Source organism: Nostoc sp. GT001 (genome assembly GCF_030382115.1).
Taxonomy (GTDB): Bacteria; Cyanobacteriota; Cyanobacteriia; order Cyanobacteriales; family Nostocaceae; genus Nostoc.
Window position 1 is genome coordinate 4,313,255 of sequence record NZ_JAUDRJ010000003.1, and the last position, 21,498, is coordinate 4,334,752.

The following is a 21,498-nucleotide window of genomic DNA, read 5'->3' on the forward strand; positions in this document are numbered from 1 at the left end:
TGACAAAACGCCCCACCAGTAGCTTCAGCACCATAGCATTAACTACAAGGCAGACCTCAAATCCCAATAACAGTGCTGTTTAACGCTCAAGTTGCAATTCTTGAGAATTTCCACACTGTCATCAAATTGTCCACAACTCCTCAGTTTCGGTTCTTTGATTATGTGCCCTTTACCTCAAAAGCCAAGTCATACAACTAAGCCACCACGGGCTGTCTTCCTGGACGAAGTACTCAGCGGAGGTTCTCTGCAATCGGACTTCGCACAAGAGAGCATTTTTGCTTTTCCACCCAATCGGGACACATTAGGGGGAACCTCTTATTTTATTGTAAGAAATGAAGGCAATATCCTCATAGATTGCCCTGCACTAGAAAAAACAAATCAAGATTTTTTAACAGCACATGGAGGCGTGCGTTGGTTATTTATCACCCATCGCGGCGCTATTGGCAAGACTGCTGAATTTCAGCAAGCCTTTGGCTGCGAGGTGCTAATTCAAGAGCAAGAAGCGTATTTATTACCAGGCTTAACCGTAACTACTTTTAGACAAGAATTTACTCTTGATATTGCAACACAAGTAATTTGGACACCAGGACATTCTCCCGGCTCATCTTGTCTCTACTACAGTGAACTTGGAGGTATATTATTTTCTGGTCGCCATTTACTCCCAAACCAGAATGGTCAATCAGTACCATTACGGACAGCTAAAACCTTTCACTGGCCAAGGCAAATTCAGAGCATTCGATTATTGTTAGAACGTTTCACACCAGAAACTCTCCAGTATATTTGTCCTGGAGCTAATACAGGTTTTCTTAGAGGTAAGCGAGTTATAGATCGAGCTTATCAACACCTCGCCTCTCTGGATTTACCAACTTTGCTGGGGATACAACCACTTTAGAGGCAGCATGGCTGTTGAGAACCGCAAAGATGAAATTTTGTCCAGACAGCAATTTTCATGTATTTGAACCATACATGTCGTAGGGGTGCAAGGCCTTCATAGGTGTCAACTTAACGCTAAACCCACTTGGTGACAACGTTTTGCCCTCACCCCCTCTCCCTTGGGGAGAGGGGAACTAGACATTCAATTCCCCTTCTCCCTTGGGAGAAGAGGGGATGAGGGCGTGAGGTATTTGCAAAACGCCTGTCCGATATTTTTCCCCACAATGCCAAGAAGTCTACTGAACTATCTTGAGGTCTAATCAAGATTTAGGTTGAGCGTGAGTGCAAGGCTACAATAACTCGGTGATGGAAAATAAGCGTTGTCGGTCTATTTGTTGAAGCTTGATTTTTTCAGCGTAGAAAGCCTGATAATAATATTCATAGCGCTCTGGTTCCGCTTCTGGATCGGTTTGTTGCCATAGTTCCAAAAAGTGACGATAGCGTTTTTCAAGCATCACTAAATCCATACAAGCGATCGCAGCTTGAACTACTTGCGGAGTCCGCAGTATTTCTTTCTGGTTTTTTTCATCCACATGAAATAAATGGGAAATTAACCCAATCTCGCTGTCAAATTCTAAAAACCGATCTTGGAGACGGGAAATTAAATTTGGTAGAGACGCAAAGTTTTTCGTCTCTCCATCACCGGATGACATTTCTAAAATCTGTTGCCATAAAAATCGGTGGTGGGAAAGACTAAATTGCAAATCTCGCTCCTCTAGTTCGTCAACAATCATTTGACGCTGTTCGGGACAATGCAAGTAAATCCGTAGTAATAATGCCTCTGCGTGTTCTAAAAGGCTGCGTTCTGTGGGGAGTGGAGAGTTGGGACTTGTACTGAGAGAAGCCGAAGTAGTGGACAATGCGGATTTGCCACCTCCCCATGCTTTCTTTGCTGATACGGGCTTAGAATATGTAGCCGCAGCCGGAGCAATTTGAGTTAACAGATTTTCGACTCTTAGGGGTATAAGTCTGGTATCTCCTAAACTGAGTATTTCTGCACAGTAGGAAACATAATAATTTCGTGTATCGCTGTTAGCTATATTTTTAAGTAATTTGACTATTTGCTGAGTTACTTGCTGAAAATCAGTAGCCTGTTTCAAATCTCGGTCTTGAATAATTTGCTGAATCTGCCAGTCTAGCCAAAGTGGCGCATTTTTTAGCAGTTCTCCATAATCTTCTGGAGTGTGACTATGCAAATATTCATCAGCATCTTTGCCATCGGGTAAATTGAGAATTTTTAACTGAACTTCGCCCTTGTATGCTAATTCGGCAATTTCACCGATCGCCCGTTCGGCGGCATTAGTTCCGGCTTTATCAGCATCAAAGTTGAGTACTAATTGTTTCGATTCGGTGTAGCGTAATATTAACCGGACTTGTTCTAAGCTTAAGGCTGTACCAAGGGAGGCGACAGCGTTATTAATACCAGCAGCGTGGAGAGCGATCGCATCAAAATATCCCTCTACCACCACGGCTTGATCGAGTTGGGAAATCCCACCTTTGGCTTGATCGAGGGCAAATAATGTTTTACCTTTACTAAAAAGTTCGGTTTCTGGTGAATTCAGATATTTAGGCTGTTCATCCGTGAGAGTTCTCCCACCAAAGGCAATGACGCGCCCTTGGACATCGCGGATGGGAATCATCAAGCGATCGCGAAATACATCATAATATCCGCCCCCTTCCCGGCGTGGCTTAATCAATCCCGCTTTTTCCAGTATTTGCACTGGGTAATGTTTATCATCCACTAAATAACGATAGAGAGTTTCCCAACCTGCGGGGGCATAACCTAAACCAAATTGCTGTATAGTTTCTTCTTTGAATTGGCGGTTAGATTGTAAATATTTAAGTGCCTTTTGCCCTTGTGATTGTCTGAGTGCGTGTTGATAAAACTGTGCGGACGAAGCCAGAACTTCATACAACTGTTCACGCAAAGATAGCTGACGCTGTAATTCTTGGCGTTGTTCGGGTTCGAGAGTTTGCACAGGGACTTGGTAACGCCGTGCTAAATCCAGCACCACGTCAGCAAAAGAACGCTTTCCCAACTCCATGACAAACTTAATGGCATTTCCCCCAGCTTGACAGCCGAAGCAATAGTACATTTGCTTGGTCTGGCTAACGGTGAAACTGGGAGATTTCTCATCATGGAATGGGCACAAACCGACAAAATCCTTTCCGCGTTTGCGTAAAACTACGTATTCCGAGACGACATCTACAATATCAGCCCGTAATTTAATTTCCTCAATTGTGTCTGGGTGCAAGCGGGGGATTTGCATGGCTTTGTCATTAGTCACTTGTACTGAGTTTCGACTGCGCTCAACTACCGCGTTCGCGTAGCGTCTCGTTGGCGCAGCTCTCGTAGAGAAGAGAAGCCGAAGTATTGGTTATTGGTTATTGGTCATGAACTTTGGAGAAATGCCAAAGGACAAATGACTTTAGACTTCTGATAGCTATTATATTCTTGTTGCTAGACCAAGAATGATGTATAGAATTGCTTAGACTTAATTTTACTAGAGGAAATACTGAAAATGGGGCGTATTTTTATATCAGCGGCTCATGGAGGCAAAGAAGCGGGAGGAATAGATCAAGGTGCGATCGCAGGTGGTACAACTGAAGCTAGAGAAATGATTCTGCTGCGGGATTTGATTGTCACGGAACTGAGGGCGCGGAGTTTGGAAATTTTAGCGGTTCCTGATGACTTGAGCGCCGCCCAAACTATCACCTGGATCAATTCCCGCGGCCGCCGGGGTGATGTCGCCCTAGAAATTGCAGCTAATGCGGCTAATAGCCCTTCTGTGCGTGGGGCTAGCGTTTTCTACATTGCTAATAATAGCGATCGCAAGAGCAATGCTGAACAGCTACTAGTGGGGTTGTTGCGCCGCGTACCCCAATTACCGAATCGCGGAGTCAAACCAGATACAGATAGTGGATTGGGTAGTTTAGCATTTTGTCGTCAGACAACGCTGCCAGCTTTGGTAATGCAAGTAGGGTTTCTCAGCAATCCAGAAGATCGGGCTTTGCTGCAAACTCGTCGCCGCGATTTTGCTTTGGGAATTGTCGATGGATTGGTAACTTGGAGTCGTGTAATTGACCCCACTACTGGAACTCCGACAGAAGCAAATTATCCGCCAATTAATATCAATATTAATGGGCAAAGTTACTCGGAACAAGGAGTGCTAGTTAATGGTAATGCTTACATTCCCATCGATTTAGTAGATCGTCTAAGAATTGACCTTTCAAAAGCAGCTAATGTCAATCGCATTACCTATCGCAAAGTAGTTTATGTTAAAGCGATTGAACTGCGAGATTTTAATGTTGCAGTTAGTTGGGATGCGGCAACTCGTACTGTTAGCTTGCGATCGAATTTGGTGGTTTGCCCTGGTCAATTTGAGCGGTTAATGTCGAACGGTAATACTTCTGAAATACAGTTACAATTATTCCTCAGAAACAATAATGAAAATGCCTTAACAAAGTTTCCTGATATCCCAAAACTTTATCGGGAAGAAGCAGGTATAGAAGGAGTGAACTATGATATTGCCTTTTGCCAAATGTGTGTAGAAACTGGATTTTTACGGTTTGGTGGCGATATTAGACCTGAGCAAAATAACTTTGCAGGCTTAGGTGCGATCGGTGGCGGTTCGGAGGCTGCGTCTTTTCCAAGTGCCAGAATTGGAGTCAGGGCGCACATCCAACATTTGAAAGCTTACGCCAGTTTAGAACCTTTGGTACAAGAAGTAGTAGATCCCAGATTTCGCTTTGTAACGCGGGGAATTGCGCCATTAATCGATCAGCTATCAGGGCGGTGGTCAGCAGATTTGGATTATAGTACAAAGATTTCAGCAATGCTCAAACGATTATATGAATCAGCAGGACTTCTTTGAGTAAGGATAAGAAAATTACTCAGGTTCTGCAATGTGCGATCGCCTATGGTGGGCGAAATGCGATCGCAAACACGATCTGCTTCAGCCGGAATGTGGGTTTTGAGTATCTTAACATTGCGATTTTTTTTGCTATTCTGCCCACTCAGAGGCGATTGTACTTTCATAACACTCATACATCCCCGTTAGGGGAATTATAAAATTTTTATTAAATTCCTTAATTGTCTTAACTGTCCTTGCTTTTTGTTGAATTAATTTTTAATATTTTTTCATTGAGTAAAAGAAGGACATAAATATATCGGTATAAAAAATAACTGTTAATGACGTGACTATTTTGGATGTAAAAGGCAGCATAAACATTGCAGAAGGTTCTGTACCTCTTGGTAAGGCAGTTATAAACGCCCTTGAAGGTGGGGCTAAAAATGATATTCAAATCATACTTCAATAATTTCTCATAGAAATTGTCAAAATTAACACATATATCTTGGCACTTTGTAAACTACTGCCACAGTATTCTGCTCCAGTGTTTTACCAAGACAATGTGCTTACAGGCATCGCAGGGAGGTGAGAAATCCCTCTGTGAAAAATCATTCATTACAAGTAATTGGAAATTATTTAATGAAAGCATTACTGGCTGAAGCTACATGGACACCAAAGAAGCAAAACCTTAACAAAAATTTAGGTGTTGTCGGGAGCCTTGCTTGGAAAGATCCACAATTGAAGATTGTTGATAAAAGCTTCCCTGTTCTTAGGCATGATGAGCTTCTAGTAAGGGTTAAATATTGTGGTGTCTGTGGGTCAGATATTCACGTTTATGAGACAGATAAAGAAGGGTATATTCTATTTTCTGGCCCTACCAAGTTACCCGTTGTTTTAGGACATGAGCTTTCAGGTGAAATCGTCGAAGTTGGTAAAGAAGTTAAAGGATTTTACCAGGGTGATATTATAACTACAGAAAGCATTTTATGGTGTGGACACTGTACACCTTGCCGCATAGGAATGCCTAATCAGTGTGAAAATGTCGAACTGTTGGGATTAACAGTAGATGGTGGCTTCGCTGAATATATAACTCTCAAAGCAAAATATTGTTGGAAACTTAATCATTTACAAGAAAGATATTCCTTTGAAGAGGTTTGTAAAATAGGTACTTTAATAGAACCTATCGGTTGTGCTTATAACGGTATCTTTATATCGGGAAATGGTTTCTTACCTGGTGCATTTGCCATAGTCTATGGTGTAGGAGCAATTGGACTAGGTGCTGTGATGTTACTTAAAGCAGCAGGTGCAGCAATAGTAATAGCAGTTGATTCTATTGAAGAAAGACTCAATATTGCTAAATCAATGGGAGCTGATTACGCTTACAATATAGCCTCCACAAATGATTTTTCGGAGATGGTTCAAGAAATTACAGGAGGTTGGGGAGCCGATATTCAAGTTGAAGCCGCAGGAGCAGCTAAATATACCATCCCAATGATGGAAAGAAATATTGCCAAAAGAGGAAAAATTATTTATTTAGGTCGGGCAGACTCAGAAGCATTTATAGATTTGAATAGTCTTGTAAGTGGGGCACATACAATAGTAGGTTCTCGTGGACATTCTGGATATGGAATATTTAATAACGTAATCGCCATGATTCACAAAGGAAAACTTTGTGGAATTGAAAAACTTGTAACTTCATCTTTCCCCTTGAGAGACATCTTAAATGCTTTCGAGTCTTCGCGTTCCAGAAAAGATGGAAAAATACTAATTAATATGCACTCTGTATAAGATAATCAGAAAATACTTAGTTTTCTAGCTGAATTATTGCCTGTGGTATTAATATCACGTGGTGAATTTAAATCTCTAATCTTGTTGGCTACTCCAGCATACTATTAGGGAGTTTAAAACAAGCGATTGATTACCTTACCTTGAATTTTTGAAAGTAGTCTTTAGCAATGAACAAAACTTTATTTCATCTTACCTTTCCTGTGACAGACCTTGCTCTGGCAAAAACCTACTATGTTGATGCTTTGGGTTGTATTCCTGGTCGAGAAAATCGTCAACTTTTAATTCTTAATCTCCACGGACATCAATTTGTGGCTTTCTTGACTAAAGAAATCCTTGTACCTCAACCGATATACCCCAGGCATTGCGGAATTGTCTTTAGCTTAAAAAGTGATTGGGAAGAAGTACTTTCAAGGGCAGAGCGACAAAAGCTCACTTTTAGACAAAAACCCGAACTCCGTTTTGCTGATTCTTTTATAGAGCATGATACCTTTTTTTTAGAAGATCCTTTCTATAACTTGATAGAGTTTAAACATTATCGTCACCCAGAAGCAATTTTTGGATATTATGACTATACGCAAATAGAAGAACGGGTTTGACAGGGGTTAAAATAATTCGTAATTTGTAATAACGTTCCTACCTCGCTAACGTAATTCGTGATTAAAATAGTAGGAGATTTATCAAACAGAATTCAGAACTCAGGAGTCAGAATTCAGTATGAATAATGCACAACTGGTGGATAAATAAGTGAGTTTAAGACCCCCGCTAATTGATTCTGACTTCAGAATTCTGGATTCTGGATTCTGGATTCTTCTTCAATTACAACTAATTCAAAATCACCAATTTGACAATTTGGTGTGGTGTTGCGCCGAAAATAACGAACTACGAATTAGCTAAATATCCAATCGCATCAGCTAACTAATTCTAAATGTTAGGAAATAATGACTTGCAAGACCGATGGATTCCTCGCTATTTCAGATTAGCGATCGCAAATATGCTCTCCAATTTAATGGTGCCGTTGTCTGGAATGGTTAGTGTTTCCTTTTTAGGACACTTGCAAGACATTCGTCATTTAGCTGGCGTTGCACTGGGGACAGTTCTGTTTAATTACTTCTATCGAACATTCAATTTTTTGCGTCTCTCTGTGACTGGCACAACTGCCCAGGCGACTGGAAGGAACGATCGCGAGGAAGTACTACTGCTAGGCTTACGGAATGTTTTAATTGCCCTCTGCTTAGGATTTGCTGTTTTGCTCCTACAATACCCACTGCGAGAGTTGGGGTTTATTGTCTTGAACAATGCTCCAGAGGTGAAAGCGGCTGGAGTGGACTACTTCAACATGCGGATTTGGGGTGTACCTGCGGTTTTGGTGAATATGGTGCTGTTTGGCTGGTTGATGGGGCGCGAACAGAGCGGGAAAGTGTTGGCCTTATCGGCTTTTGGTAACATCCTTAACATCGTCTTAAGTTACCAGATGATTCTGCGAGTGGGTTGGGACAGTATGGGAGCAGGCTTGGCACAAGCTTTGAGCCAATTTCTCATGATGGTGCTTGGACTAATTTGGGCCAAGAGTGAAATCCAGTGGAAAGAGATCCGTGCCGTCGCGCCTCAACTTTGGGACAAATCTGCTTGGAATGAGACTTTTGCCCTGAGTCGGGAGCTTTTTGTGCGGACACTGGCAGTTGGGTTTACCTTTTGGGCTTTTACCAATCTGTTTGCTGGGATGGGAAGAATCGCCTTTGCAGAAAATGTCTTACTGCTTGAGTTCCTGACGCTAGGAATTCAAATACTCAATGGCTTGTCTTATGCAACAGAAACCTTGACAGGCAACTTTCATGGCACAAACGATCGCAAGCAGATGGTTCCACTGCTTGGCGTTTCTGTAGGCGTGACTCTGATGTTTGCAGTTACCATGTCCCTTACCTGCATCCTGTTTCCTCAGACGGTATTTGGGCTACTCACAAATCATACGGAAATAACCACCCAGATTGATCGCTATATTCCCTGGCTAATGGGCGTACTGGCGCTGTATGCCTTCGTCGTCTCAATTGAGGCTTATTTCTTTGGTTTGGCAGAAGCATTAATACTCCGAAATGCGGCTTTTATTGCAACTGGGTTAGGGTTTATTCCCACAGCAGCCCTGGCTTGGAAGTTACAGAGTGTACATCTTTTGTGGTTGGCGATGTCTTTGTTCATGGTGACTAGGGTTATAGTGCAGGGAATTCAGATCCCTAGAACCTTGAAACTAGCGACAGAAGATATTGTTCCTGCTCAAAAGACTCAAGCTTCATGAAATTTCGCGAAAGCAGCTAAGGCAGACTTATCGTGCCACCAAAATTCATTTAAATAAGCAAGTTAAATATAGAGTTTTGCTACAAAATATACTTAAAGAGAGTGTTATTTCTTTACTCGTATAGAGACTGTTGGGATTTGTTAAGCTGTGGAGCGATCGCACGGTTTTTACCAAAGATAGGTAGAGGACAAGAAGCGGGACGAAGAAAATATATTTTTTGTATGGGGTTTACCTCCTGCCCCCTGCCTCCTGCCTTCTCACATATCTCCCTGATATTCTTCTAACAATTGCGGAATGTGATCGTACCCATCCACACCAATAACCGCAATAATTTTCGGGCGATGTTGCTGTAAGAACTTTTGGAAAGCTTCTGCCCCGATTTGTCCTTGTAAAATTGTCAGTAACCCTGCTGCTTGACGCCACTCATTAGAAGCAATTTGCTCTAAAAGATACATTCCCAAGCAGCCTGTGTAAACAGTTTTTTCGGAATTTTGCAGATGATAATAAGCTTCTGCTAAATAAGCTAAGTTCCGTCCTTGGAGATACAAATCACCGGAAACTTGCGCTGTTTTAAAGCCATCTTCCAGATACTTAATTGCCGTTTGGTGTTCTCCAATTACTAGATAGGCAATTCCTAAGCTGCTGACACATAAGGCTTTACTTTGAAGATCGCCTAATTTTTCTGATAATTTTAAACCTTGTTCCAAATAATTAATTGCGGCTTCATAGGTTTCTGGTTCTAGGTTTTCCAATTCCTGAGCTTGCATGACTTCGCTGTAACCCAAATTCACTAGCGCGTTTGCTTCTCCGGTGCGATCGCCTGCTTGCCGACTCAGTATTAATGCTCGTTGACTGTAGTTAATTGCCTCAGCATAATTTTGCTGTTGCACGTAGGTACGGCTGAGGTGATTGAGATTGGCAATTTCACAGGTGCGATCGCCTGCATTTCTGGCTATATCTAGCGCTTGCTGATGAAAATCAATTGACCGCTGGTATTGTCCCAAAGCCCGCTGAGAATAGCCCAAAAGGGTCAAAATCCGTGCCTTTTCTTGCGTTCCCTCACCTCTTCGCAGTGGTTCATCCAGATAATCTAGGGCATCTCGTAAATAAGTACCAGTAAAAGAGGCAAAAATCCCGCCGTAAAAGGGAAAATACGGACGCTGGGCAAAGGTTCGTAAAATCTGGAGCATGATTTGAGAACAGGCATCGCTGTATATTGTCCCAATGCTCCTAAAACCACTTGCTAACTGACTCCAAATCACTGCAAAGGTCAAAAAAGTGGAAATGGACAACTTTGGTCCCGCTTTCACATCGTAAGCTTGTTGGTCAAACCAGTTAATTAGTCCCCGTTGCAAGAACTGTAAAATCAATGCCATTTCCACCCAATCTCTAAGGGTGATGCCTCGTTGTCGTTCGGCAAACTCAATTGCGGATTCTTCCCTAGCTAAGGTGCGAAGTAGTGTTTTGGGTAATTCACTATTGAGTTGTTTAGCCCAACTTGCCCAAGGGCCACTTTCTCCCGGTACGCCGCCAAATCCCAAAGATTCCTTTTGCTCGTACATCCAACTGAGTAAGTTGTCTTGCAATCGCTGCCAAGAAGCTAAACCACGGGTAATCCCTTCGGAAAATTGTTGTAAATCAGCATCTGCCTGAGCAAATTGCTGCAATGCCTTTGATAACTGCTGTAACTGTTGTAAATTTAGCGGATACTTCTGATTTGGGTCAGTAACCCGGATAAATGCCGCTAGACGCTCGGCAGCAGGTGCTGTGGTGATTTCTGTAGCTGCAAAGGCGATCGCTTCTGTGGCTTTATTTTGCTCTTGCCAGCGTTGCCATTGGCTTTGAATGGTCTTAATGGCTCTCAAAGAGCGAGTCGCCTTGGCTTTCTTGAGTTCGTCTTTTTCGCTATCTACTTGACTTTGGAGGGAATTCAGGCGATCGCTCAAAGCTAGCTCAAACACTTCCCCTGTCCCGGAAGTAATTCCTTTAAGCAGCATTTGATACACCTGTTCTACAGAGCTAATTTTGCCCTTGAGGGTGGTTTCGACAATTTCATCGATTAAGGCAAGATAGCGATCGCTTAATGGCAGAGAGTCTGGCACTTTGGCTACTAGGAGAATGTCACGTCAATTCTAATTCTAGTCTTGGCCGCAGAGGTAGGGGAAACAATTGGCCACTTTTCACCAGTCATGGTCATAACAAACGCGAAATTTAGAAAAATTTATTTAGCGATTTGTTATCATTCCTTGAGTGATTCGCTGTTTAACTACACGATAAAAAAATAATGGAATGCCTACAAGATAACGGTCTGCTAGACGAGTGGGTTCAGTAATTAAGCGTGTTAACCACTCCAGACCATTATCAGTCAACCAACGCGGGCCGCGATATATAGAGTCAGTATAAAAATCTAGACAAGCACCCAAAGGTAAAAATACAGTAGTTTCAATTTTATTGAAGTTATCTAAAATCCAGCGTTCTTGTAATGGCATACCAAAACCAATATATAAAATATCTGGTTGGAATTTATTAATTTTTTCTATTACCAAATCATTCTCTTTTCCTGATTTATCAAAATAACCATGATGTCCATGTACGCGTAAATTAGGTGCAATTGATCCTAACTTAGTAATTGCCTTATCCACTACGCCAGGTTTTCCAGCTAACAAAAATAAAGAAAGGTTTTCTTGAGCGCACTTTAATGCTAAATCTTCGATGTAATCTGGTGCTGTCATTCGATGTGCAGATTGCATTGAATAACCGTTGAATCTAGCTCCTACCATTACACCAAATCCGTCACAAAATACTAAATCAGCCTTATTCAAAAAATCTCGATACCAAGACTTTTCATAAGCGAAATTCATTGCTCTGATATTCACATGTCCTACAACTGTCTTTTTTTGGCTTTTTGCTGCTTCTATTAAATAATCAACTAATTCTTGTACTTTAACTTTATGGAATCTTGTATCAAATAATTTCACTTCCGGAAAAGTTTTCATTTCTGCACCTCCCTCACTTATGAGCCAGTATACCAAGTTTAGAATAATCCGAACAACAAAAGAATAATACTTCTATCGCTCCCTTGATTTTCCCTAATATTAAATCCATACCTTTTTAACGCCTATTATCCTTATACAGAATTCATTACGTCGTTTTGAAGTTTGGTATTTAATACATAGTGGAAGTCAATTCAAACTATTTTCATCAAGATGATTCTCAATTGATAACTGCTGTATAAATGCATGTTAAAGACGTAAGATAATTATTTATGTCCAAGTCTTTAACTCTGACTCGTGCGTTATTTCCCAAAGATATTCTCAGATTTTCGTCTGCAATTAAGGATTGCATTGCCTCTGACAATTGTTGAATATTCCCCGGATTAACTAATAAACCATTCTGGTTTTGAGTAACTATTTCGGGTATTCCTCCTACTGCGGTAGTGATAACTGCCAAACCCCAACTCATTGCTTCTAGTAGTGCCATAGGCAGACCTTCGTTGTAGGAAGGTAACACAAAGACATCAGCTTTAGTTAAAAGCTCGTCGCGTTTTTCTTGATCTACCCAATCAAGAATAGTGATGTAGTCAGTAAGATTTAGAGTTGGGATCAAACTACGAGCTTGTTCTACATCTCCATCCCCTGCTATCACTAACTTGGCTTGGCTTTGTTGAGCAACAGGCATAGAAGCAAATGCTTTAATTAAATCAAAAGCACCTTTGCGCTCACCAATGCGCCCTAAAAATAAGAAAAATATCTGTTTGGAATCTATTCGCTGTGGAATTTGTGCAGGAATTTTTACTGGGTTAGGGAGAACAATAACTTGCTCTGCCTTCAAACCAAGATTCTCAATGTAAAAATTTTTCCAGCTATCTGATAAAACAATGAAACGGGTGCATTTACAAAAAGACCAACTTAGCCACTGCTTAAGCAATTGAGGTAGTTTAGAGTAAAACAAATGAAAATCAGCACTATGAGTATGAATAATTACTGGTTTCTTAAATAACCAACCAACAAGAGTAGTAATTGAATGACGAAAAGCACTACCTCTATCTGAAACATGAATGTGAATTAGGTCAGTTCTTTGGTTTAATAAGTTCCAAAATAACTTACCTATTGCCTGCAAAAACACTAACACTTTATGGAAAGTAGAACCATTCGGTAAAGTCGTAATGTGTTTAATTTGAATATCAGAGGTAGTTTCTTCAAGAATGAGCTTCTCCACAGAAACTATTCCACCTTGGCGCTCTAAGCTTTCGCCCAACATAGTAATTTTTATGGAATTCATAATTACTATTAATATGTTTTGGAAATTGAGTACACGGCTATTTATATAAGCTATTGAACAAATTTCTTCTAGTTATATCCAAAGGACTACTCCAAGAGCATTTTGAGAATTAATGCTAATAACTCTATCTGCTTGAGCGCAGATCCATAAATTTATTCAATGTACACTTTTATGATTTTACAGGATGATCTCCATAACAAAATTTTGTCATAGGGATTATTATAAGGCTGTTGAAAATATTGTTGTTAATAACAGCATTCTAGCACTCTCTCATAACTAAAAGCTAAGTAATAATTTTTTGTTTAAGCTAAATCATGTATTTACAGATCAGAAAAACTAATGAATTTATTTGAGCTTTTAGTAGGGGAAGACAATCATCCAGCCCTAGTTACGTCTGAAGGGCGATCGCTAACCTATAAGCAATTACGCGAGAATGTTATTGGACTGGTATCTCAACTCAACAGCTTTGGATTGAAACGGGGAGAACGCATTGCCATTGCCATGACTAACGGTTCACCAATGGCGATTACCTTTTTGGCTGCTGCGTTATGTGGCACTGCTGCACCCTTAAATCCCAAATACAAACAAGAAGAATTTGCCTTTTACTATCAAGATACCCAAGCAAAAGCAGTGATTACGTTGTCTGAGGGGTCAGAAGCAGCCATTGCTAGCGTCACACCCGACATGATGGTGATTAATGCCAAGATAAATACTGACGGCACATTAAGCTTTGAATTAGTCAAAACAGGCTCAAAACCAGCAGAATCTGCGAATCCCGTAGCCCCCAACGCTGATGATATAGCGATGATTCTCCACACTAGCGGCACTACCAGTCGTCCCAAGCGTGTGCCGATTCGTCATCGCAACTTAATCGCTTCAGCTCAGCAATCTGATTAGTGCTTACTCACTCACAGCAGCTGATACTACACTTTGCCTAATGCCCTTGTTCCATGTTCACGGATTAGTGGGCTGTTTGCTGGCAACTCTGGCTTCGGGTGGTACATTAGTTTGTCCCAATGGTTTTAATGCCTTGGAGTTTTGGAAATTGGTAGATACCTACAAACCCACTTGGTACTCCGCAGCGCCAACCATGCACCAGACAATTTTGGCGCGTGCTAGCCGTAATACAGAAATTGTCAAAGCTAACCGTTTTCGTTTTATTCGTTCTAGTAGCGCTTCTTTGCCGCCGATTATCATTGAACAGTTAGAGGCTACTCTTAATGCTCCTGTGGTGGAATCTTACAGCATGACTGAAGCATCTCACTTAATGACCACCAATCCCCTACCGCCAAAAGTCAGGAAACCAGGTACTGTAGGTTATGGCTTCGGTGTGGAAGTGGGCATTATGGACTCCGAAGGCAACCTATTATCTCAGGGAAGCTTGGGCGAGGTGGTGATAAAAGCACCCAACGTTATAGATGGCTACGAAAACAACCCAGAAGCTAACGCTACTGCTTTTGTGAACGGTTGGTTCCGCACCGGAGATCAGGGTGCAGTGGATGCAGACGGCTACCTCCGCTTGACTGGACGGATTAAAGAATTGATTAACCGGGGTGGGGAAAAAATTTCTCCTTTAGAAGTGGATGATGTCTTACTGCGCCATCCTGCCGTCGCCGAAGCCTTAGCCTTTGCCGTCCCCCACAAATCTTTAGGAGAAGATATCCACGCAGCTGTGGTTCTGAAAGCAGAAGTTAGCGAAAAAGAACTTTTAGCTCACTGTGCAACTATGCTGGCAGACTTCAAAGTTCCCAAGCAAATTCACATTTTAGATCAACTACCTCGTGGTGCTACCGGGAAACTGCAACGGTTGGCGATGGCGAAATTGCTGAATATAGAGGAGTAGGGAGTAAAGGAGCAGGGGAGCAGAGGAAGTGATTTGTATCAGTAATTGGGAGATGGCGATCGCTAAGCTTAAACATTTTCCATTTTGAGCCACGATCGCGGCGGCGGGACAAGTACCTTCTACAAAAATAAAGATTTAACAGTCAGATCCTTCTGGGTGATACTGAAGTTACGCTGTTCTGCTGTGGCAATGAATGAAACGATCGCTTCACACGCCACAGCAACGGTTAATATCACCAGGTTTCGCGCAAGCGGATAATCACAGACATCATCATTAACCTCGGAAGGAACGCGATAAACGTCATTCCAAATCACTTCTGCATAATCAGCCGATAGTCCAGCATGAAGGCAAGGTACGCTTAATTTTTCAGCATAATTTTTCACTGCTTGACGTGCCACGCTATTGTCAAAGACATCAACAATTAGCTGACTGTCTTGAAGTAATTGATTTGTATTTGCTGGTGTCAACTCCTTTGTTTTGGCATCAACTTTAGTCCCAATTGCTCTATATAAATTGTTCGCCAAAATCTTCGCCTTAAACGCTCCCACATCGGAACGGTAGTAAGGCTGAGTTGAAAGGTTACGCTCCTCAATGCGATCGCGATCTATCACTGTAAGTTTATCAAAACCAGACCGAGCTAAGTTTTCAGCTATGTTAGCTCCTAATGCTCCAGCTCCACAAATGGTTACAGGATAGTTTTTCAGCTTTGCCATCACAGCATTAGTGCGGTAAAGCTGTTCGTGAAAAAAGATACTCATAATAATTCGTAATTCGTAATTAATACTCTTGGTGTTCCATTACACCTACTAAGGATTGCAAATCAAAATCGCGATCGCGTCCACTCAGACAAATACCAGAACTGACAACAGTCAAGTCATTTTTAGCGATCGCACTACTATGGCGAACACCATCAGCAGTTGTCCAATCGACTGTCCAGTAATCGTTGCGATCATGGAATTGAGTTAAAGTACCACCACCCATTTGCAATGCCTTTCTCAATCGCTTTTCATCCTGTTGGGGTTGAGTAAATCCCTCAATGCGCCGAGTTGCTAATTCATACACTGTGCGGATTTCTGGAGTAATGCCTTTAAACTGTAATTCTTCCGCAGGAATGAGTTGCTTGACGGCAGATTGCAGAGTTTCAACAATTACCGGATCGGTTCGGCGATCTATTTCCTCGAACCAGCAAGACTGTCCATTCCATCGGGCAATGATTTGCTCAAAAGCGATACCCTCAGTAACTAAGTGGACTGCGATCGGCTTAACCACCTTCAACCGTTGACGCACATCTGCTTCATTCACTGGGTATGCTAACCAAGTTTGTTTTTGCAGTTGGTGTGCTAACCGCAGCCGTATTTGGGGAAAGTGTTGCAGGTATTCTGCAATTTGGGGTAAGTCTGCTTCTTCTACAACCTTTGCTGTTTTTTCATCTACAGCCTGAAAGATGCCCCAACCTTCAAATTTACTAGGCTTTGGCGTGAAGGTGTAAACCATCCCGGCTACCCTTGTGCGAACTCGTCCACCTTTGACACAGGGTGCAAGGAATTGGGTGGTATATAACTGTGCTTCTGCGATCGCAATTTGGTTGATTAGGTTAAATATGTTAGCCATAACTAATACCAATTTTCAAAAATAAGGCTACCAATGCAACCCTAGAAACCGTGATGAAATATCACTTTTTTAATTACGAATTAATATAATTCTGCGTGCAAGTTGCTGGAGCATTGCGTGTTCTCAGTTACTAGAGGGACTCCGCTGGTGAGTTGTTACACACTCTTTCAAGGATGGCTACTTTTAAGCCAACCTCCCAGGTTCTTCGCACTCCCCGTTCACACACGCCCACTGCATTTGGCAGTGTACCGTTCCTCTCGTACTAGTATGTAGGCTCCAAAAGTTGGGGCACGCAGGATATTAATATAATACAATATACTACATAAAATTAGAAGAGATGAAAAGAGAGATTTTGCTGTAGAGCGATTTGATGGAGCAGAGGAGAAGTAATGAGTAATGAGTAATGAGTAATGAGTAATGAGTAATGAGTAATGAGTAATGAGTAATGAGTAATGAGTAATGAGTCATGAGTCATGACTCATGAGTAATGAGTAATAAGTAAAAACTTCTTACTTCTTACTTCTTACTCATTACTTCTCCCCTGCACAAGCGAAGGCTTTAAGAGGTGTGGTGAGAAATCCGGGAAAATACTGCTGCTTACACCGAGATTTTAGCCGGGTTAAAGTTTGAAAAAGATTTTATTCGTCAATTATTGCAGGAGGATCTTATGCAAGAGTCAGTAATTTATCAAGATATTTTGCAGAAGGGAGAACAAAGGGGAGAGCAGAAGGAAGCATTGAAATATACTTTACGCCTTTTAAATAGACGCTTTGGTAAGATAGATTCATTAATAATTGAACGTCTCCAGGTATTAACTACTGAGCAATTAGAAGGTTTAGGAGAAGAGTTTTTGGATTTTTAAAATATATCTGATTTAGTTGCTTGGCTTGAGGAAAATACAAGCGGTTAAAGTTTACAAAAAATCAATGCTTACTATTTATAATAATAAGCATTGTTATAATTTTAGAACTTATTTATCATCTCGCACAGGCAACGGCATATCCAAAATCTCCATCAGCAAATCCAGGCGAGAGGGGCGCGTTAGCAGTGGGACGATGTTCGGCAAACTGTAGTAGTCACCCGCAAAAGTAAACGTATCTACAGGTGCTTGCTGCTGCTTCAATTGACTCTCCACCCAGTCGTAATGACCACCCACACGGACAATCACCACGTTGGGCATTATCGCCAACTCCCGGCAGTAATTCTTGTAGACTTCACCGAAGTAAGGAGCCGCATTTTCGCCCTCATCCGTCACTATGATAATCTGGTCAACTACCTGCTTCTTCTTCCGCATTGTTTCCAATGCACAGCCGATGCTAGTACCACCACCAGCATTGATGTGTTGGAAGCCCCGCTCCCAATCGGTCAACTCCTTGCCCTTTGCTGTAATAGCGTAAGGAATGGTGTCAAAGGCGTAGACAAACAATTCTGCCTTAGTGATACCAGAAATTAGGGCAGCGAGTTGTTTACCGATCGCGATCGCATTTTCCATTGAACCAGACTTGTCCACTAGTAAAGCAGTTGGACGAGCGATCGCACCACGCCGCTTTACCTGTTCGTTTGTCACCTTTTCCAGTTGGGCAACGGTGTCTGCGTCAAAATCTCCTGCGTCTGTGGCAATCTGTGCTTTGAATGCTGAGACACGCGTACTCTTAGACGCTGCTTCCAGCTTGGAATCAATCAGCTTCTTGACTTGTGGGTGATCCATTGCACCTCTAGTCTGGAGAGACTTGAGGTTGTTGATCGCTTCTTGAGGAGTCATGCTGTTGATTAACGCCACCAAGACAACTGGTGTAAGTTGCTTGATTGCACCAATTGCGATCGTGTAGGGAATGTTGAACTCCACAATCAGCCGTGCCTGTTCTGCGGCACTTTCTGCCTTAGCAAGCTGCTTCAGCACATTTGCCAAGGAACCCTCTGGAGGAGTATCGCGGAATAGAATCGCATTTGCCCGCTCATTTGGCTTAATGTGCAGTGAAGCATATAAGTGCTTCATTGCTTTACGACCCCGCAAAGCGGCGCGATCGAACAGAGCCGGATTGCTCTCCCGTGTCTTCAAGTAACGTCGTACCGCAGTCCGAGCCGAACGAGGCAGTTTATTCTGCTGCTGCTTCATAAAGTCCACCACACGAGCCACCTGATAGGGTGGAAACTCTTGCAGCATCATAAATCCAGCATCTCGGTGTTCAGTCAGATTGCTAGTTAACAAGTGAGCAACAAACACCTCCTTGTGGTCGCGGACATCACCATGACGCTGATACCAAACTGCCAGGTGTCCGTAGAAGATGGGATCGAGTTCAACAATCAACTGATGAATTTCTGCGACTTGCTCAAGCTTGCGGTGAGGAGTTGTTAGCAAACTGTTGAGCATTTCCAAACGCAGGTCACGTTCTGCGGTATTCATTATGAACCTCCTCTAGTTGTGATGGATGAGGAGGCAGATGTTGCACGCGAGGTGATAAAGTCACCGCGCAAGTTGTAGAAGCATTGTGTATAACTTTTGCAAAATTATGTAAGCTTCTGCGATCGGGGCGCGGCAACAACTGCCAATTAGAAATTTGGGCGTTGCTGAATTAAGGGATGATTCTTGTGGGGTGGGCATCCTGCCCGCCTAGAAATACAAGGGACTGTTGCCCATCCCACAAAAATAGTAAAATCATCCCGCAAATATGCAACCCCGAAATTTGATGTAACGTATCGAAATCGTTAGTACTACTCCCTAAAAGTAGTAGCTGCGTAAGCTGCCATCATATCTGCCGCGATTGCGACAGCACTTCTTGAAAGCAGCGACCAGAACCACAAAGATAAAGGTCATTGTTACCAAGCTTTTCCTGTAGTTCCTTGTCGCCATGAACAAGGCGATAGCCACGTTTAACAGCTTTTTCAGATGGGAAGCCACGACGACGTTTGCTCAAGGGTTCAAAAGCAGAAATCGTCGAAATCTTCAGGCTCGATGTTGAAATCATTAATCTTCTTCATCGTTCTCATATCATGTCCGCATAATTAGTTATGATTCCTAGAGTCATTGCACCCCACCCCCAGCCCCTCCCCGCTCTTCGGGAGGGGAGACAAAGCGCAGCTTTGGCGGAGTGGGGTTCTTGGGGTTTAGTAAGTAATCAAGCGGACATGATATCACCTCCATATTGAAATGAAATAAGATCACCTCGTGCAAGTCGAAAAAGCTGTTGATTCACACACGGGATTTGAACCCGTAGTTGCTTGATCTTCATTCAAGTGCCTTACCATTCGGCTAGTATGTAAGCTTTTTCAGTTAGGGCACGAAGTGAAAATTTTAGGTTTTAGAAAGTTGATTTAAAATAAATCGAATTTCTTTCTTGTTACACTGCTGTTTCCTAACAGCGTAAATTGTTTGACCTCTATAAGTTGCAGCAGAATAATGAATTTTACCCTTGACAGCATCCATCACATAATGAGTGTGTACTGGCGGAATATCTTCAAAGGTAATTAAATACCAAATCTCGTTTAGCTTTTGGTATTGATGATAATTATCAATGATGAGAATATCCGTTTGTTCCTGCTTTTGCTTCTGCTTTCGAGGTATTTTCTCGACTGCACAAAGAATTCCGGTTTCAGGATGGATATAGAAGCGATCGCGATAGCTTGTATCTAGCTGATTTCCATACCCTTGATAAGGTTTGCTATAGAAACCACCATCAATTATTTCCACATACCGTTCAACGTAGTCCCATACATGATCGATAACATGCTGTCCTGCCATTGTGCTGGGATCTAATCGTTGACACAATTGGCTGTAAACCTCATTCCAAGGCTGTCCGACTTGCGATCGCAAAAACCGACGCAGAGGGCCGAGATGGTCTGAAAGATACTTAGATTTATTTGTTGGTTTAATCAAATAGGGATTCAACAATCCATCCTGAATTGCATCCTGGGTGATTTTGTATAATTGCTTCTTAAAGCCAGTCACCTTTTTGAGGCTAATTCTCCTCCCACCGCGAGGACGCTCAATTACAATCTCGCTCAAACGATGTTCGCTCATATCTCACGTTGTTTAAATGCAGTTTTTCTAATTGAGTTGTCATTAAACATGAGTTAGCTAACATCATTGAACTCACCTCCGTATTGAGTACAGGTTATAGATAAATACAATTCAAATAATTGAAATTCCGCACAAGTTAGCAAAGCAGTTTTCACAATTGCCTATACCAATTTGGCTACGCTCCCATCAAAGGGAGCGACAGGATTTGAACCTGCATTCCGTTGCCGGAGTGTGTGTGTAGGCTTTACAAGTTAGGGCGCGGAATAAAACTATGTAATTAGAAATGAAGGAAAGGTTTATGTTTTATACTTTCTTACCTTCTGCTTTAAAAGTGCTAGATCATAAGTTCAGAGTGAAAAATTAAAAGCGTTCGATCGAAGAAACTAATTTATTCAAAACTCCTAACTCCTAACTCTTAACTCCTATCTAACCATAGACAGCTTCCGGGCGAACGATCAGATCGCCACTAGGACGGCGATCGATTACATAGGCAGAAAGGCGATCGCTATTCACATCTAAATGCCGAGCAACGCGCTCCTTTACTGCTACATCATTCATCCCTGCTGCAATTCCCAATTGTGTTTTTGGCACATCAACAGAACGTCCTTCAAATCGAATATGAACCATTACAATCACCTCTTGTTTTAATTACGAATTCGTATTAGTGGATCTGATCGGGATTGAACCGATACCCTCCCTGTGAGAGTTACACTCACACCTCATGCGAGTTGAAAAAGCTGTGGTTACACCGCAGGAATTGAACCTGCAACTTATCGTTTTAGAGACGATTGCTCTACCATTGAGCAAGTATGTAAGCTTTTTCTGTCAGGGCACAAGTGACATCCGGGATCTCTACCGTTAGAGCTACAGACCCAAGGAAAGC

General features: G+C 42.1%; 19 protein-coding genes, 1 tRNA gene and 1 pseudogene. 10 read left to right on the forward strand and 11 right to left on the reverse strand.

Going from position 1 to position 21,498, the window contains the following annotated elements:
* Nucleotides 1–160 precede the first annotated feature (160 nt).
* On the forward strand, nt 161–892 hold the full coding sequence (locus tag QUD05_RS21190; protein ID WP_289797790.1) for an MBL fold metallo-hydrolase: 732 nt from the start codon (nt 161–163) through the stop codon (nt 890–892).
* A 331-nt stretch (nt 893–1,223) separates the two neighbouring features.
* Here the strand turns inward: QUD05_RS21190 and dnaG are convergent, their stop codons facing one another.
* On the reverse strand, nt 1,224–3,203 hold the full coding sequence (gene dnaG, locus QUD05_RS21195; RefSeq protein WP_289800037.1) for a DNA primase: 1,980 nt from the start codon (nt 3,201–3,203) through the stop codon (nt 1,224–1,226).
* Between the two features lie 252 nt (nt 3,204–3,455).
* Between dnaG and tftA the strand changes: the two genes are divergently transcribed.
* The 5 genes from tftA (at nt 3,456) to gntT (ending at nt 8,862) form a co-directional block, all read left to right on the forward strand.
* Entirely contained in the window at nt 3,456–4,808 is a 1,353-nt protein-coding gene (gene tftA, locus QUD05_RS21200) for a hormogonium tapered terminus morphoprotein TftA (protein ID WP_289797791.1), read from the forward strand.
* On the forward strand, nt 4,805–5,005 hold the full coding sequence (locus QUD05_RS21205) for a hypothetical protein (RefSeq protein ID WP_289797792.1): 201 nt from the start codon (nt 4,805–4,807) through the stop codon (nt 5,003–5,005). The genes tftA and QUD05_RS21205 overlap by 4 nt, the downstream gene beginning before the upstream one ends.
* Nucleotides 5,006–5,384: 379 nt before the next feature.
* Nucleotides 5,385–6,572 carry a scyllo-inosose 3-dehydrogenase gene (iolM, locus tag QUD05_RS21210; RefSeq protein ID WP_289797793.1) on the forward strand — a complete coding sequence of 396 codons (1,188 nt, stop codon included), beginning with the start codon at nt 5,385–5,387 and terminating at the stop codon, nt 6,570–6,572.
* 167 nt (nt 6,573–6,739) lie between these two features.
* Nucleotides 6,740–7,168: a VOC family protein gene (locus QUD05_RS21215; RefSeq protein ID WP_289797794.1), complete on the forward strand. Its 429-nt coding sequence runs from the start codon at nt 6,740–6,742 to the stop codon at nt 7,166–7,168.
* A gap of 329 nt (nt 7,169–7,497) precedes the next feature.
* Nucleotides 7,498–8,862, forward strand: coding sequence for a guanitoxin biosynthesis MATE family efflux transporter GntT (gene gntT / locus QUD05_RS21220; RefSeq protein ID WP_289797795.1), 1,365 nt, complete (start codon nt 7,498–7,500; stop codon nt 8,860–8,862).
* A 257-nt stretch (nt 8,863–9,119) separates the two neighbouring features.
* Here the strand turns inward: gntT and QUD05_RS21225 are convergent, their stop codons facing one another.
* From QUD05_RS21225 to QUD05_RS21235, 3 genes are all read right to left on the reverse strand, one after another.
* The gene (locus QUD05_RS21225) at nt 9,120–10,964 is read right to left on the reverse strand and encodes a tetratricopeptide repeat protein (RefSeq protein ID WP_289797796.1); all 1,845 of its coding nucleotides are present in this window, start codon (nt 10,962–10,964) and stop codon (nt 9,120–9,122) included.
* Between the two features lie 123 nt (nt 10,965–11,087).
* Nucleotides 11,088–11,858, reverse strand: coding sequence for a WecB/TagA/CpsF family glycosyltransferase (locus QUD05_RS21230; protein WP_289797797.1), 771 nt, complete (start codon nt 11,856–11,858; stop codon nt 11,088–11,090).
* 217 nt (nt 11,859–12,075) lie between these two features.
* Nucleotides 12,076–13,143, reverse strand: a complete 1,068-nt coding sequence (locus QUD05_RS21235; protein WP_289797798.1) for a glycosyltransferase family 4 protein — start codon at nt 13,141–13,143, stop codon at nt 12,076–12,078.
* A gap of 339 nt (nt 13,144–13,482) precedes the next feature.
* Between QUD05_RS21235 and QUD05_RS21240 the strand changes: the two genes are divergently transcribed.
* Together QUD05_RS21240 and QUD05_RS21245 are read left to right on the forward strand one after the other, a co-directional pair.
* Complete coding sequence (locus QUD05_RS21240; RefSeq protein WP_289797799.1) at nt 13,483–14,040, forward strand: AMP-binding protein; 558 nt, start codon at nt 13,483–13,485, stop codon at nt 14,038–14,040.
* Nucleotides 14,041–14,080: 40 nt separating this feature from the next.
* The gene (locus QUD05_RS21245; RefSeq protein WP_289797800.1) at nt 14,081–14,986 is read left to right on the forward strand and encodes an AMP-binding protein; all 906 of its coding nucleotides are present in this window, start codon (nt 14,081–14,083) and stop codon (nt 14,984–14,986) included.
* 119 nt (nt 14,987–15,105) lie between these two features.
* Here QUD05_RS21245 and QUD05_RS21250 read toward each other — a convergent pair whose 3' ends face one another.
* Nucleotides 15,106–15,744 (reverse strand): ThiF family adenylyltransferase, encoded by a 639-nt coding sequence (locus QUD05_RS21250; protein ID WP_289797801.1) that lies wholly within the window; start codon nt 15,742–15,744, stop codon nt 15,106–15,108.
* A gap of 19 nt (nt 15,745–15,763) precedes the next feature.
* On the reverse strand, nt 15,764–16,597 hold the full coding sequence (locus QUD05_RS21255; RefSeq protein ID WP_289797802.1) for a hypothetical protein: 834 nt from the start codon (nt 16,595–16,597) through the stop codon (nt 15,764–15,766).
* 574 nt (nt 16,598–17,171) lie between these two features.
* Here QUD05_RS21255 and QUD05_RS21260 point away from each other — a divergent pair.
* Nucleotides 17,172–17,459, forward strand: a pseudogene (locus QUD05_RS21260) (DUF4351 domain-containing protein); the annotation flags it as partial.
* A gap of 108 nt (nt 17,460–17,567) precedes the next feature.
* Here QUD05_RS21260 and QUD05_RS21265 read toward each other — a convergent pair.
* The 5 genes from QUD05_RS21265 to QUD05_RS21285 form a co-directional block, all read right to left on the reverse strand.
* On the reverse strand, nt 17,568–19,001 hold the full coding sequence (locus tag QUD05_RS21265; RefSeq protein WP_289797803.1) for a vWA domain-containing protein: 1,434 nt from the start codon (nt 18,999–19,001) through the stop codon (nt 17,568–17,570).
* A 343-nt stretch (nt 19,002–19,344) separates the two neighbouring features.
* On the reverse strand, nt 19,345–19,563 hold the full coding sequence (locus tag QUD05_RS21270; RefSeq protein ID WP_289797804.1) for a hypothetical protein: 219 nt from the start codon (nt 19,561–19,563) through the stop codon (nt 19,345–19,347).
* Between the two features lie 225 nt (nt 19,564–19,788).
* A tRNA-Phe gene (locus QUD05_RS21275) sits at nt 19,789–19,857 on the reverse strand.
* A 32-nt stretch (nt 19,858–19,889) separates the two neighbouring features.
* Nucleotides 19,890–20,615: a hypothetical protein gene (locus QUD05_RS21280; RefSeq protein WP_289797805.1), complete on the reverse strand. Its 726-nt coding sequence runs from the start codon at nt 20,613–20,615 to the stop codon at nt 19,890–19,892.
* 426 nt (nt 20,616–21,041) lie between these two features.
* A complete protein-coding gene (locus tag QUD05_RS21285) occupies nt 21,042–21,242 on the reverse strand; it encodes a hypothetical protein (protein ID WP_012407952.1) in 201 nt (66 codons plus the stop codon).
* A 94-nt stretch (nt 21,243–21,336) separates the two neighbouring features.
* On the opposite strand from QUD05_RS21285, the gene QUD05_RS21290 reads away from it, so the two are divergent.
* Nucleotides 21,337–21,477 carry a hypothetical protein gene (locus tag QUD05_RS21290; RefSeq protein ID WP_289797806.1) on the forward strand — a complete coding sequence of 47 codons (141 nt, stop codon included), beginning with the start codon at nt 21,337–21,339 and terminating at the stop codon, nt 21,475–21,477.
* Nucleotides 21,478–21,498 lie beyond the last annotated feature (21 nt).